This is a genomic window from Achromobacter semiaridum, from assembly GCF_053543755.1.
Genome location: NZ_JBLVOL010000011.1, coordinates 39,320 through 53,040 on the forward strand (window position 1 = coordinate 39,320; position 13,721 = coordinate 53,040).

A 13,721-nucleotide genomic window follows, 5' to 3' on the forward strand; every position below is an offset into this window, starting at 1 on the left:
CGGACGCCGGACGCCCGGACGCCGACGCCCGGATGCCGCCGCCCGGCTGCCGTCCCGGCCCGGACCTTCCGCATATTGATATCTGAAAGTCTTCTTTGTCTTGCCGGCCCGGCGCCCGCAGCATGGACGCACGTTCACATCAACCGACAACACAACACCATGACGATACGCAAAGCAGCCGCCCACCAGGCCGTCGGCATCGCCGGCGGCTACATCAGCCTCACCCTTACCCTGGCGCTGGCGCTTGCCGCCGGTGCGGCCCACGCCGACGCCACGCTGGACAAGATCAAGCAGCGCGGCACGGTCACCATCGGCGTGCTGGCCAACGGCGGCGTGTTCGGCTCGCTGGACCCGGCCACGCAGCAGCTGGTGGGCTGGAACCCCGAGCTGGCGCGTGAGCTTGCCAAGGGCCTGGGCGTGAAAGCCGAACTGGTGCAGGTGCAAACCGCGACCCGCACGCAATTCCTGATTTCGGGCAAGGTGGATCTGCTGATCGCCTCGATGGAACTGAACCCGGAACGCGCCGAGATCCTGGGCTATGCGCCTACGCCGTTCTTTCGCGTGGGCGGCGCGGCGGCCACGCTAAAGACCAGCGGCATCGCCAAATGGGAAGACCTGCGCGGCAAGCCGGTGTGCGTGTCGCAAGGCAGCAGCTTCGCCAAGCCCTTGTCGTCGGACTATGGCGCGGTGGTCAAGGGCTACAAGAGCTCTTCCGATTCACTGTTGGCGCTGCGTGGCGGCCAGTGCGTGGCGGCGGTGCACGACTCTACGTTGATCCATCCGCTGCTGCGCAACAACGCGGAATGGGCCGACTACCACGCACCCATCGCGACCGAGGTGCTGCCCGCCAATTCCGTGGTGTGGACGCGCAAGGGCGAAGCCGACACGATTGCCGCCGTCGACAAGGTGGTGCAGGACTGGCACCGCACGGGTTGGCTGATTGCCACCGAAAAGCGCCTGGGCATCGAGCCCGCCCAACCCTTGTTGCAGGAACTGCACGCCAAAGCCAGGCAGGGCGGCTGAGCACGCCTGAATACGGATCGGACATACGAAGATGAAGCATCTGGGCAAGAGCAATTCGGGCAGGAACAATTCAGGCAACGCGGGCTCGGCTAGGGATCCCCGTGTGCTCACCGACGGTGATGCCGGCAAACCAATCGCGCTGCCGTCACGCGCCGCCATGGCGGTCGCGCTGGTCGCCGGTTTGGCGACCTTGGGCGCGGCCGGCATCGCGCACGCCGACGCCACGCTGGACAAGATCAAGCAGCGCGGCAAGCTGGTGGTTGGCGTGGACGGCGCCAGCCCGCCGTTCGGCATTCTGGACCCGGCCACCGGCAAGGTCGGCGGCTTTCAAACCGACCTGGGCGCGGACATCGCCAAGCGGCTGGGCGTCACGCTGGAAACGGTGCCGGTCACCGCATCCACGCGCGTGCAGTTCCTGCAAGCCGGCAAGGTGGATCTGCTGATCGCCAACATCCAATGGACCCAGGAACGCAGCGAAATTCTCAGCTATGCGCCCACGCCCTACAACCTGGGGGGCGGGGCGGCCATGGTGTCCAAGAAAAGCGGCATCAAGCGTTGGGAAGACTTGAAGGGCAAGGTGGCGTGCGTGTCGCAGGGCAGCAACTTCGCCAAGCCCTTGCAGGACACCTATGGCGCCGTGGTCAAGGGCTTGCGCAATATTCCGGAATCGTTGCTGGCGTTGAAGGGCGGCAGCTGCGACGCGTCGGTGCACATTCAGCCGGCGCTTTACGAAACGCTGCATGGACCCGGCGCCGGGCAATGGAGCGACTTTGAACTGGCCACGCAGGACCCATTGATTCCGTCGCCCACGGTGATCTGGACGCGCCGTAACGAGGCCGACACGCGCGCCTTTGTGGACGGGGTCATCCGCGACTGGTTGACCACGGGCCTGCTGGTGCAAGAGGCGGAACGCCATGGCGTTCCGGCCGACTACCTGAAGCAGGCGAGCGCCCAGGCGCGTGCCGGCCGGTTCGACAGCGCACCGCCCGAGGCCAACGCCAAGCCCTGACCCCGACGCCGACCCTTGACCCCGACCCTTGACCCCGACTCTTGACCCCGGCCCTTGACCGCAAATCACGATGCCACGGGTCCATCGACCGTAAAGGAAGTGACATGACCACCACCCTGTTCCCCAACGCGCTGTCGCGCCGCGCCCGCAGCGCGCAGCTGTCGCCCATTGCCGCCGCCGGCGCACGGGCGGCGCGGCTGGCTGCCGAGGGCCGTTCCATCATCGTGCTGACCTCGGGCGAACCCGACTTCGACACGCCCGATGCCATCAAGCAGGCGGCCCGCGACGCGCTGGAACAGGGCCAGACCAAGTACACGCCCACCGCGGGCACGGCGGCATTGCGCCGCGCGGTGGCGCAGGGCTACCGCCAGCGTGACGGGGTGGACGTGGATCCCTCCAACGTCATCGTTTCCAACGGCGGCAAGCAGGTGATCTACCTGGCGCTGAACGCCACGCTGGACGAGGGCGACGAGGTGCTCGTGCCCGCCCCGTACTGGCCCACGTTTCCAGACGCGGTGCGCATCAACGGCGGCCAGCCGGTGGTGGTGCCCACGCGCGCCGAACAGGGCTTCAAGCTGACGCCGCAGAGCCTGCGGCAAGCGATTACGCCGCGCACCAAATGGCTGATCCTGAATTCGCCCGGCAACCCCTCGGGCGCCGTCTATACCGCTGACGAGCTGGCCGCGCTGGCCGCCGTGCTGCGCGACGCCCCGCACGTGCTGGTGCTGTGGGACGAGATGTACGAAACGATCTGGTTCTTGCAGCCGCCCGTGTCCCTGCTGCGCGTGGCGCCCGATCTTGTCGACCGCACGCTGTTGGTCAACGGCGTGTCCAAGGCGTACGCCATGACGGGCTGGCGCATTGGTTGGGGCACGGGCCCCAAGCCGCTGATTCATGCGCTGGAAGCCGTGCAGTCGCAGGTGTCGTCCGGCCCCAGCTCGTTGGGGCAGGCAGCGGCCTTGGCCGCATTGCAAGGGGCGGCGGACGACTTTGTGTTGAACGCGCGGCAAGCGTACGCCGCGCGTGCGCAACGCGTGGTGGACGGCTTGGGCGCGGTGCCGGGCTTGCAGGTGCACGCGCCGCAGGGCTCGTTTTTTGCATGGATCGGCGTGGCGGGCCTGATCGGCGCGCTGCGCCCGGACGCGCGCCGCATCGAGCACGATGGTGACGTGGTGGACTGGTTGCTGGAGTCGGCAGGCGTGGCCGTGGTGCAGGGCAGCGCCTATGGATTGTCGCCGTATGTGCGGCTGTCGTTCGCCGCTTCCGACGCGAATATCGACGCGGCCATCGTACGCATCGGCCAAGCCGTCGCTACGTTGGCGCCCTTGGCATCGCTGGAGGCCGCTGCATGATGGACAAGGTGTTGCACGCCTGGGTCGATGTCTTCAAGCCGCTGGGCTTGAACTACAGCTTTGTGCTGGACCCGGGCGAGCTGTCGGCGTTCGGGCATGGCCTGCTGGTGACGCTGCAACTATGCGCATGGACCATCCCCGTCAGCCTGTTGTTCGGCGTGCTGATCGCGGCGGGGCTGACCAGTGGCCGTCGGTGGTTGGCGGCACCCTTGCAGGCCTTTGTGGAAGTCACGCGCAACACGCCCACGCTGGTGCAGCTGTATTGCGCCTTCCTGGTGTTGAACATGCTGATCACGCAGAAGCTGGGCGGCGGCAATCCCATCACGCCCTTTGCCTGGGTGGTGATTGTGGTGGCGCTGCACAAGGGCGTGTTCCATGCGGAAGCGCTACGCGCCGGCATCCAGGCCGTGCCGTCGGTGACGATGGAGGCCGCGCGGTCGCTGGCGTTTACAAGGCGCCAGATCCTGACTCAGGTGCAACTGCCGCTGGCCGTGCGCTTTGCCTTGCCGGCGCTGGTCAACAACCTGGTGGATTTGGTGAAGATGACCGCCATCGCGTCTGCCATTGCGGTGGGTGACGTCACGTATGAATCGATCATGATCTGGTCGCATCGGGACAACGTGCTGGAACTGCTGCTGTTGATCCTGCTGTACTTCGGCCTGCTGACCTGGCTGGTGAGCGTGGTGGGCCGTAGTCTGGAAGACCGCCTGAGGATGCCCGGCTATGGCCAATGATCTTGCCTTCAAGGGCGCCGACGCCCAAGCTCCCGGCCGCGGCGGGGATCAAGACGGTCGGCCCGCGGCCGCCGGGTTTCTACCCACGTTCCTGTCCTCGTTGTTGCCCGCCTTGCTGCGCGACCCGTGGTTCGTGCTACTGCTGGGGCTGGTGGCGCTGGGCATGACCTGGGCCGTCACCGGCACCACGCCTGAAGCCGTGGCGGCGTTATGGCACTGGTCGCCCGCCTTGCTGCGTGGCCTGGGCGTGAACGTCCAGATCAGCGTGCTGGCGATGGCGCTGGGCACGCTGGTGGGGCTGGTGGTGGGCGCGCTGTCGCTGTCGCCTTCATGGCTGCTGCGCCGGTGCACGCGCGCCTACGTGCTGCTGTTTCGCAACGCGCCGATTCTGGTGCTGGTGTATTTCACCACCTACGTCTTCCCATTCGAATTGAATTTGGGCGGCTGGTATGTGCCGTTTCCCGATTGGATCAAGGTGGTGATCGGCCTGGGGCTGCCCGCCAGCGCCAACGTGGCCGAGATCTTCCGGGGCGCCATCCAGTCGATCCCCAGCGCGCAGTGGGAAGCAGCGCAGTCGCTGGCCTTCAGGCGTACCGAGATCTTTCGCATGGTGGTGTTGCCGCAGTGCGTGCGGCGCATGTTGCCGTCGTGGATGAACCTGATGGCCAGCATCACGATGAGCACGTCGCTGGCGTCGCTGGTGGGCGTGCACGACCTGGTGGATACCGCCACCGTCGCCAGCAACACCGTTGCGCGCAGCGACTTCACCATTCTTGTTTATTTCACGCTGTTGGCGCTGTTTTTCGCCTATTGCTATCCCATCGCGCGTTGGACGCGGTACCTGGAACGACGCCATGAACATCATTGAACTGAATCCGCTGGTCAGCCTGCGCGACGTGCACCTGGCGTTTGGCGACACCGAGGTGTTGCGCGGCATCGACGTCGAGGTCAAGCAAGGGCAGGCGGTATCGATCATCGGCCCGTCGGGCTCGGGCAAGTCCACCATCCTGCGTTGCATCACCGGCCTGTTGCGTCCGCAGCGCGGCGCGATCCAGGTGGGCGGCGTGCGCGTGGACGGGCTGAAAACAGAATCCGACTTCATCGCCTTGAGAAAGCGCGTGGGCTTCGTGTTCCAGCAATACAACCTGTTCCCGCACCTGAGCGTGCTGGAAAACCTGGTGATCTCGCCCGTGAAGGTGGCCGGGCTGCCGCGCGTTCAGGCCGAAGCCCGCGCGCGTGAATTGCTGGCCAAGGTGCGCATGGAACACAAAGAAAACGCGTATCCCGGCGAGCTGTCCGGCGGGCAGCAGCAGCGGGTGGCAATCGCCCGAGCGCTGGCCCTGCAACCTGAATTGATCTTGTTCGACGAGGTGACCTCGGCGCTGGACCCTGAAATGGTCGGCGAAGTGCTGACCGTAATCCGCGATCTGGTCCAGGACGGCATGACGTGCGTGCTGGTCACCCATGAAATGCGCTTTGCGCAAGAGGTAAGCGACACGGTGTACTTCACCGAGGCCGGCCGCATCGTGGAATCCGGCTCGCCCACGCGCATTTTCGGCACGCCTGACAGCGACCGTACCCGCGCCTTCTTGCAGCGTTCGCTGGGCGCATCGCCCGCCCGCCGGTCCACGTCCGATCCGATCGCGAACGCGCTGTCTTTCGACCCGCTGCGCCTGGCGGTGTAACCCACAAGGAATCCCATGATGACTTTCCCCTCCGCAGTGTCGGCAGCCTTACAAGAGGCGCGCGCATGAGCCTGGATCACGCCCACGTTCAAACCCGGCTGGTGCACGCCGGTTCCCCGGCACTGACGCAGGGCGCGGGCCCGGTCAACGTGCCCGTCGTTCGCACCAGCACCGTGCGTTTCGCCGACACCGCCACGCAGGCGGCGCTTAACCAGCAACGCGCGGCAGGCGACCGCGTTGCCACGTACGGCCGCCATGGCCTGGACACGCATCAGGCGCTGGAAGAGGCGGTGGCTTTGCTTGAAGGCGGCTATCGAACGGTGCTGGCGCCGTCCGGTCTGGCCGCGATCACGCTGGTGCTGCTGGCGACGCTTGCGCCGGGCGACCACGCGTTGGTGGCCGATAGCGTGTATTCGCCGGTGCGCAAGGTCGATAAGTCTTTGCTGGCGCGCTATGGCATCGAGGTGGAATATTTTTCACCGGGGCAAGATGCGCTGGAACCGTTGATCCGGCCCAGCACGCGGCTGTTGTACCTGGAGTCGCCCAGTTCGCTGCTGTTCGAGGTGCTGGACTTGCCCGCGCTGGCAGCCACCGCGCGCCGTCATGGCCTATGGGTGGCGGCGGACAACACCTGGAGCGGCGGCCTGTACTACCAGCCGTTGGCGCTGGGCGCGCACATCTCCATCCAGGCCGCCACCAAATACCTGGCCGGCCACTCGGATGTGATGATGGGCGTGGTGACCGTGGACAGCGCCGAACTGGCGCAGCGGATCGGCGCCACGTACGACGCGCTGGGCTTGTCGGTGGGCGCGGACGATGCCTATCTGACGCTGCGCGGCCTGCGCACGCTGGATGTGCGGCTGGCGCGCCATCAGGTCAATGCGCTGGCCGTGGCGCAATACCTGGCCACGCACCCGGACGTGTCGCGCGTGTTTCATCCCGCTTTGCCTGATGACCCCGGCCACGCGTTGTGGCGGCGCGATTTCAGCGGTGCAAGCGGCTTGGTCTCTTTCGCCTTCGACCATCCGGACCCGACGGCGGCGTCGCGCTTCATCGACGCATTGCGGTACTTTTCGATCGGCGCGTCCTGGGGCGGTTATGAAAGCCTGGCGCTTGAAGCCGCGCCGCAACGGCTGGCGGAACACAGTCTGTGGAAGCAGGTGCCTGGGCAGCAATCCGTGGTGCGGCTGCATATCGGCCTGGAGAGTCCGCAAGACTTGGTCGGCGACCTTGAGCGTGCCTTCAGCAGCACGCGGGAGGCTTTGCGACGCAGCGCCTGAAGCGTCTCGTAAACCTCAGCGCAACCATAAAAAGACACGCGCGCGTATTTGCTAATAAGCGGCGCGCTTTAAGGTTTCTGGCTATGTAGAAGCAATTACAACCTCTTTGTCCGGTTGTGCCTTCGGGTACTAAGATTTGCCCTGTTTCATGGCTGGCAGCAGGGCATGACTTCACTTCTTTCGATCGATTCGGTACAGCTTCCATTTCTGTCGCGCCGGCTTCATGCCGTGCGCGAGTTCTATCACCGTGTCATCGGTCTGGACGAGATGCCCACGCAAGGCGACCAGCGCCTGCTGTTCTCGCTGGGTGACGCGACGTTATCGCTATCGCCTGTCCATGAGCTGAGCGGTGGCGTCAAGCCGGACTACCTGGCGCTGAAGACGCGCGCCTACGACGAGATCCTGGCGCGGTTGCGTCAGGCCGGCCATTTTCCGGTCTGTTCCAAGCCCGACGCATCACCGCGCGTGATGTACGTGAAGGATCCGTCCGGCAACCAACTTGCCTTCCTGGGCTGAGGGCGCGCGATGAACTTCCAGCAATTGCGTTCCGTGCGCGAAGCCGTGCGCCAGGATTTCAACCTGACCGACGTTTCGGAAAGTCTGCATACGTCGCAACCCGGTGTCAGCCGGCAGATTCGCGAGCTTGAGGAAGAAGTGGGCGTGGACATCTTCGTGCGCTCGGGCAAGCGGCTGATCGGCCTGACGCCGCCCGGCGCGCTGATCTTGCCCTTGGTCGAGCAAATCCTGCAATGCGCGGACAACATCCGGCACGCGGGCGCCGAATACGCCGACAGCCGCCAGGGCGTGCTGTCAATCGCGGCCACGCATTCGCAGGCGCGCTACGCCTTGCCGCCGGTGGTCAAGGAATTTCGCCAGCGCTATCCCGAGGTGGTGCTGCACCTGCATCAGGGCTCGCCCAAGCAGGTGTCCGAAATGCTGCTGGAAGGCGAAGCCGATATCGGCGTGGCAACCGAAGCCGTCGCCAACTATCCCGGTCTGGTGAACCTGCCGTGCTACCGCTGGAGCCACAGCATCATCGTGCCGCGCGGCCATCCGCTGGAAGGCCGGCACGACGGCATCAGCCTGTCGCAATTGTCCCGCTATCCCATCATCACCTATGGCCAGGGCTACACCGGCCGCGCCCACATTGACGAGGCCTTCGCCCGCGCCGGCATCACCCCGGACATCGTCATGACGGCCATGGACGCCGACGTGATCAAGACCTACGTGGAACTGGAACTGGGCGTGGGCATCGTGGCCGCCGTGGCCTGGGACCCCGAGCGCGACACCCGGCTATGCGCCATTGACGCCCGCCACCTGTTCGAAATCAACCTGACCCGCCTGGCCATCCGCCGCGGCGCCTGGCTGCGCGGCTACGCGTTCCACTTCATCGAAATGTTCGTCCCGACGCTGACGCGGGAAGTGGTGGAACGGGAGTTGAAAGCGGAGGGGTGAGGGGCTGTGCGGCCGGCGTTTCGGCCTGGCAACGACGCCGCGCTGCCAGATCACGCGGCCATGCGATGGGCTTTGTGAGATCGACGGAGCCGCTTCCCCAGCCTTGAAATAGCGCCGCGAACCGGTTTTTGCAAGGGTGTACCACCAGCCGTCCGACGGGATGTCTTCGCCGACGAGGATATGTGTGGGCGTGGGTTCGTTCGGCGCGGCCCCGGGTGTCCGGCCTCGAATTTCAGGCGTGGGCCAATCACTGCCGTCATCGAACCGGCCAAGCCAACGCTGCGTGTCGGAGCGATTGAAACGCTCATTCGGATCGCCATCCCATTCGCCAAAGCCCACCAGGTCCAGCAGGGGATGGCGGATACGGCGAAGCAAACGGTTGGCCAACACGGGGAGGTCGGGCACGCCGTTTTCGACGGGGTAGAGTTCCGGTTGCGGGCCAAGTTCGATCCACTGGCCGCAGTGCAACGAGTCGATGCGGACGCGCATCCCCTAAATCACGTCTTCAAGATCGAGTGCACTTCTTTTTTCCGCTGACCGATCTGCGCCAGGGTCTCGGCGGCTTCAATAGCGGTTTGTGCGGTCTCATAGGCGGCATAGGCGCGATAAGCGCGGTAGCCCCAGATGAGAGCGGCGGCGACAGGGGCGGCCATTGGGTTCTCCTGATGTGGGGATGCGGCTATTAACCCGGGGGCGTCCCGATGATGGACTTGCGGGTCGGCCAATCGCTGTCGTCATCGAACCGGGCCAGCCAACGCCGGGTGTCGCGGCTATCGAAGTGCTTGCCGGGTTCTGCGTCCCGAGGGCAGGAGCCGAGCAGATCCAGTTGCGAATGGCGGATATTGCGCAGCAGGCGGTTGAGCACAGCGGGCAGTCTGGGCAGGCCCTGTTGAACGGGATAGAGCTCCGGCCGGGGTCCCAGTTCGATCCATAGTCCGCAATCCAGGGATTCGATACGGATCAGCGGGTCGGCAAGGTGGGCCGCCACATCGCGGCGGGAGGTGCCGAGCTTTTCGCGCCAAATGTCAGACAGAAAGAAGCCCCAAGTGGGCGGCCGTATGCCGGACGGCAGTTCGGCTGCGCGCATCATGCCCGGCGGGTGGTCGATGTCCAGGCCGTAGAAATGCGCTGCAAGCGCCCGATTCAGGATGGCCGCTTGTGAACGCATGCCAGGTCCCAAAGGGTTCGCGACCGCAAAGCCGCTATAGACCTGCGCGGGCGTCAGATACGCAATGCTCTCCAGCACAAACTGCCTCCACTCGTGCTGGTGGTCCAGCCACCACTGCCAACAAAAGTAAAACTGTAGAGACGAGTAATACGGTTCTTTCCCCGCGATGGCGGGTGCGCGGCGCAAATATGCAGAATGCCCGGGTGAAATCTGGTGGTTTTCCTGGTCCGTGAAGTTGACCGTAAACACTTGGTCAACCGGGCAACTGCGGGCCCACTCGTGTAGTTCCTCCAAGCGAATCGAGCCATATCCAAGCAGCCGCTCGGAACGGGGGTGGGTAGCTATCGTGTAAGGGTGTCCTAGAAGTCGCGCGAACGCATCTTGTACGTCGAGCATATCCAAGGTGGTCCGCAAGCTCTGGCCGGGCAAGTAATGAAGGTAGAAGGTGAGAAAGAAGCGAGGCCAAAGGGGAAATGAACCGTTATCAATGGCGATACCAGGCCACGGTTTCAACGCATCAACCCCGCACGTCAGATCGTTATCGTTGAGGAAAGGAGGGCGTGTATTCATTTTTCGCTCCTGCGTGAATGTTGGGCCTTGGTGCTTGATGCGTACGCCGGCCCGTGTCGATGACTACGCCGGGAATCTGCCGGCGTGTTCGTAGCCAACATGGGAAGCAGTCGCCGATGGGTTTGCGGGGTGCGGCGGAATCTCGAAGCATCGCCCGATCGGCGGTTCCGTTGTGGTTCGGTTCCGACTTCAATGGCCTTTTCCACGACAACAAGTTAGCGGTAGCGTCGGTAGATGGGCGGTATAGGTGATGTAGGCGATATAGGCGGGATATCCGGGATAGGCGGGATTGGTGGGATACAGCGGTAGCCCCAGACGAGGGCGGCTGCGGCAACGGGGGCGGCCATGGCTTGTCTCCTAACGCAAGAAAGAAACCAGTGCCCACGTCACGTCCTGCCCGTTCACTTGTGGCAGGGGGGCTTGATAAGCGAAGGATTGCGGACCCGTAGGGTGTTCTTCGCAGGTCCACGTGCCGGGATAGGGGCATGGCTGCCCGGACCGCACGCGGACAGCGGCGCTTTGGGCGGTGTCGTGCATCCAGTGCCAGGTAAGGGACCGGCCTTGATATGGCGGCAGCGCCTCATGTTTCGCGACCACGCACAGGACTTCGCCTTTTTTGTCGCCACGCCATTGACCACCCCGTGGGGCCAGCTGGCCGGTTTCGGCCTGGCGTGCCGCGTCGGCTTCGGGTGGGCGTTGATCGATGTCGCGTTGCCAGATGACGCGGCCGCGCGATGGGCCTTGATGGATGGCTGGCGCCGGCTGTCCCGCCTTGAAGTATTGGCGCGAACCTGTCATTGCCAGCGTGTACCACCAGCCGTCCGACGGGATGTCTTCGCCGACGACGACGTGGGTGGGGGTGGGTTCGGCAGGCGCCGGGCTTGGGGTGCGGCCTCGGATCTCAGGGGTCGGCCAGTCGCTGTCGTCATCGAACCGGCAAAGCCAACGCTGCGTGTCGCGGCGATCGAAGCGCTCGTTCGGGTCGCCGTCCCATTCGCCGGCGCCCACGAGATCTAGTTGCGGGTGCCGGATGCGGCGCAGCAGGCGGTTGAGCATGACGGGTAGTTCGGGCACGCCTTCTTCGACGGGATAGAGTTCCGGTTGCGGACCGAGTTCTATCCATTGGCCGCAACTTAACGTATCTATGCGGATACGCGGATCGGCTAGGTGGGCGACAACATCGTCGCGCGAGATCGCCAGCTTCTCGCGCCAAATGTCGGACAGAAAGAAGCCCCAGGTGGGCGGGCGTATGCCGGAGCCCAACTGAGCGGGGATATCCATCGCAAATGGATAGTCCGTGTCCAGTCCAAAGAAATGAGGCGTCAGGGCCCTGTCCCAAACCGCAACTTCGGAACGCATGCCAAATTCCAAAGGATTGGCCATAGCGAAGCCGCTATAAACCTGTGCGGGCATCAGGCGAGCGATGCTGTCGAGCACGAATTTTCGCCAGTCATCCCTGTTGTCCAGCCACCATTGCCATCGGAAGTAGAACTGAATCGACGAGTAATACTGGAGTTGGTCCCCAATGGTGGGTTCCCGCCACAGGTATGCCGAATGCGTGGGCGAGCTCTGGTGGTTCGCCTGGTCAGTGAAGTTCGCCGTGAAGGCCTTATCCAGTGGCGTCTTTCTTGCCCAGTCGCGCAAGTCGCCCAAGCGAACCGATCCGTACCGATGTGGTCTTTCTGAACTTGGGTGGGTGGCTATCGTGAAAGGCCGGCCGACCAGTCTTTCGAATGCCTCGTATACGTCCACCATGTCCAGCGTCGCGCGCAAATAGTGCGCGGGGTCGTAATGGAAATAAAAGGTAAGAAACGGGCTGGTCGACAGCTCGAACGACCCATTGTCGATGGCGGTATTGGGCCAGCGTTGCAGGTCTTCGATCATGCCCGCCAGATCTTCGTCGCTGATGAGTGGATGGATGGTGCTCATTTGCCGCTCCTGGGTGAATGACCGGCCTTTCCACGCGAGCTGCCCCGGTCTGGTCGATGCCCCGTGCAGTCCTCTGGTACGCGAAGGAGCGCGACCTTGTGGGTGTCGCCGTCCATCAGCCTGACGTAGTCTTTCATTTGGGCGGGCTTCGCCCGGTCGCTGGGAAACTTGATTTCGACCGCCGCGAATACGTTCTCCACGTCGAATGGCTGCTGCCGGTATTCCACAATGACCAGATCAGGCGCCAGGCTTCCTCTAGGGCGCGGCCAGAAGGGGAAGTACTGGCTGATGCGCTTCGGACGTGTCGAAGGCTCACCCAACATCGCCTTGTACGACGTGCCGTCGTAATTCGGCTCTGCCTTCAGCGGGCTTTGCCAGGCCAACAAGTCATCAACCACTTCAAACACCAACGACGCGGTGGTTTGTTTCAGTGCGATATCTATCGTGGTCTCAATAACATTGCCCGGGATCTTCTTGCGCAGACGCCTGGGAACCGTCAACGGCGACTTCAGCGCCCATTGGCATACCGTGCTGATCACTGGCCGAAAGGGGATCTTGCGTTCGATGTACTGCCGGTAGGTCACGTTTTCGCTACGTCCGCGCGACACGGTGCTGTTGCCGCCAGTGCGCACAAAGGTCGAGCTTTTGATATCGATTTCCTCTTTCATGCTCTGAATCACGTCCTTGAGAATGGCTTGGACTTCCTTCTTGCGGTCACCGATCTGCGCCAGGGTTTCGGCGGCTTCGATGGCGGTTTGCGCCGCTTCGTGGGCGGCGTAGGCGCGATAGGCGCGGTAGCCCCAGACGAGGGCGGCGGCGGCGGCGGGTGCGGCCATCAGGTGTCTCCTTCAATGTGGGAATCCAGAAAGGCTTGGTCCATCGGCCCGTGCTCGGCGTGATGTGGATTGATGTCGTCCACGCGTTCCGCGAGCTGGCCGGGGTCGTCTGGGATCTTCTGGTCCTCGCGCATGATCGTCTTGTAGGTCTGCACGTCGCGGGCGCGCGGGGTGTCCAGAAAATCCGTCGCGCCGTCGTTGTCGGTGGTGCCTTCCAGGAGCAGCGTGGCGCCTGTCATGACGCGGTACCGATAACGTTCGAACAGGCGGGTGTCGGTCTTGTGCAGGCGGAACCGGCCGGCGTAGTCGCCGGCGGCGACGTCGGGGGATTTGAAGGCGGGCAGGGTGGCGCTTTGGCCGCCTGGGCCTGAGAAATTGTGCGAGGCCGCCTTCACCGTAAACGTGCCCGGCATGCCCAGTTCGATGTTGCCGTCGGCAATCTTGATCGTCGCCCCGCCGCACAACAGCGTGATGTGTTTGTCGGCGGCGACCAGCACGTGTTGTTGGCTGGACGTGATTTCCGCGCTTTGATCGGCCTGGATGCGAATGGCGTTGTGCTGCGCCTGTAGCAGCAGTTCGCCTTGATGCGCGATCTGGCGCAGGGCACCGCCTTGCGAGAACAGGCCCAGGTCACCGCCCGCGTTCAGCACGATCTTGTCGCCCGCGCTGACCTGCTGATG

The 13,721-nt window shown here is 64.1% G+C and carries 14 protein-coding genes; 9 read left to right on the plus strand and 5 right to left on the minus strand.

Annotation, left to right across the window (positions count from 1 at the left end; genetic code table 11):
- Positions 1–159: 159 nt before the first annotated feature.
- The 9 genes from ACNPP0_RS03030 (at position 160) to ACNPP0_RS03070 (ending at position 8,538) form a co-directional block, all read left to right on the plus strand.
- Positions 160–1,023, plus strand: coding sequence for a transporter substrate-binding domain-containing protein (locus tag ACNPP0_RS03030; RefSeq protein ID WP_332608320.1), 864 nt, complete (start codon positions 160–162; stop codon positions 1,021–1,023).
- Positions 1,024–1,180: 157 nt separating this feature from the next.
- Positions 1,181–2,032, plus strand: a complete 852-nt coding sequence (locus ACNPP0_RS03035; protein ID WP_448704999.1) for a transporter substrate-binding domain-containing protein — start codon at positions 1,181–1,183, stop codon at positions 2,030–2,032.
- A gap of 104 nt (positions 2,033–2,136) precedes the next feature.
- Positions 2,137–3,384: an aminotransferase class I/II-fold pyridoxal phosphate-dependent enzyme gene (locus tag ACNPP0_RS03040; protein ID WP_448704990.1), complete on the plus strand. Its 1,248-nt coding sequence runs from the start codon at positions 2,137–2,139 to the stop codon at positions 3,382–3,384.
- Positions 3,381–4,118: an amino acid ABC transporter permease gene (locus tag ACNPP0_RS03045; protein WP_448704991.1), complete on the plus strand. Its 738-nt coding sequence runs from the start codon at positions 3,381–3,383 to the stop codon at positions 4,116–4,118. Before ACNPP0_RS03040 ends, ACNPP0_RS03045 begins: the two co-directional genes overlap by 4 nt.
- Positions 4,108–4,986 carry an amino acid ABC transporter permease gene (locus tag ACNPP0_RS03050; RefSeq protein ID WP_448704992.1) on the plus strand — a complete coding sequence of 293 codons (879 nt, stop codon included), beginning with the start codon at positions 4,108–4,110 and terminating at the stop codon, positions 4,984–4,986. Before ACNPP0_RS03045 ends, ACNPP0_RS03050 begins: the two co-directional genes overlap by 11 nt.
- Entirely contained in the window at positions 4,973–5,803 is an 831-nt protein-coding gene (locus ACNPP0_RS03055) for an amino acid ABC transporter ATP-binding protein (protein WP_332608317.1), read from the plus strand. Before ACNPP0_RS03050 ends, ACNPP0_RS03055 begins: the two co-directional genes overlap by 14 nt.
- A 65-nt stretch (positions 5,804–5,868) precedes the next feature.
- Positions 5,869–7,083 carry a cystathionine beta-lyase gene (gene metC / locus ACNPP0_RS03060; RefSeq protein ID WP_448704993.1) on the plus strand — a complete coding sequence of 405 codons (1,215 nt, stop codon included), beginning with the start codon at positions 5,869–5,871 and terminating at the stop codon, positions 7,081–7,083.
- A 165-nt stretch (positions 7,084–7,248) separates the two neighbouring features.
- Positions 7,249–7,599, plus strand: coding sequence for a VOC family protein (locus ACNPP0_RS03065; RefSeq protein WP_332608315.1), 351 nt, complete (start codon positions 7,249–7,251; stop codon positions 7,597–7,599).
- Between the two features lie 9 nt (positions 7,600–7,608).
- A complete protein-coding gene (locus ACNPP0_RS03070) occupies positions 7,609–8,538 on the plus strand; it encodes a CysB family HTH-type transcriptional regulator (RefSeq protein ID WP_332608314.1) in 930 nt (309 codons plus the stop codon).
- Positions 8,539–9,035: 497 nt separating this feature from the next.
- Here the strand turns inward: ACNPP0_RS03070 and ACNPP0_RS03075 are convergent, their stop codons facing one another.
- From ACNPP0_RS03075 to ACNPP0_RS03095, 5 genes are all read right to left on the minus strand, one after another.
- Positions 9,036–9,191: a hypothetical protein gene (locus ACNPP0_RS03075; protein WP_448704994.1), complete on the minus strand. Its 156-nt coding sequence runs from the start codon at positions 9,189–9,191 to the stop codon at positions 9,036–9,038.
- A gap of 29 nt (positions 9,192–9,220) precedes the next feature.
- Positions 9,221–10,276, minus strand: a complete 1,056-nt coding sequence (locus ACNPP0_RS03080; protein ID WP_448704995.1) for a type VI immunity family protein — start codon at positions 10,274–10,276, stop codon at positions 9,221–9,223.
- A gap of 357 nt (positions 10,277–10,633) precedes the next feature.
- Positions 10,634–12,205 carry a type VI immunity family protein gene (locus tag ACNPP0_RS03085; RefSeq protein ID WP_448704996.1) on the minus strand — a complete coding sequence of 524 codons (1,572 nt, stop codon included), beginning with the start codon at positions 12,203–12,205 and terminating at the stop codon, positions 10,634–10,636.
- The gene (locus tag ACNPP0_RS03090; protein ID WP_448704997.1) at positions 12,202–13,041 is read right to left on the minus strand and encodes a VRR-NUC domain-containing protein; all 840 of its coding nucleotides are present in this window, start codon (positions 13,039–13,041) and stop codon (positions 12,202–12,204) included. Before ACNPP0_RS03090 ends, ACNPP0_RS03085 begins: the two co-directional genes overlap by 4 nt.
- Positions 13,041–13,721, minus strand: a 681-nt coding sequence (locus ACNPP0_RS03095; RefSeq protein ID WP_448704998.1) for a DUF2345 domain-containing protein, incomplete at its 5' end; no start/stop codon positions are given. The genes ACNPP0_RS03095 and ACNPP0_RS03090, both read right to left, overlap by 1 nt.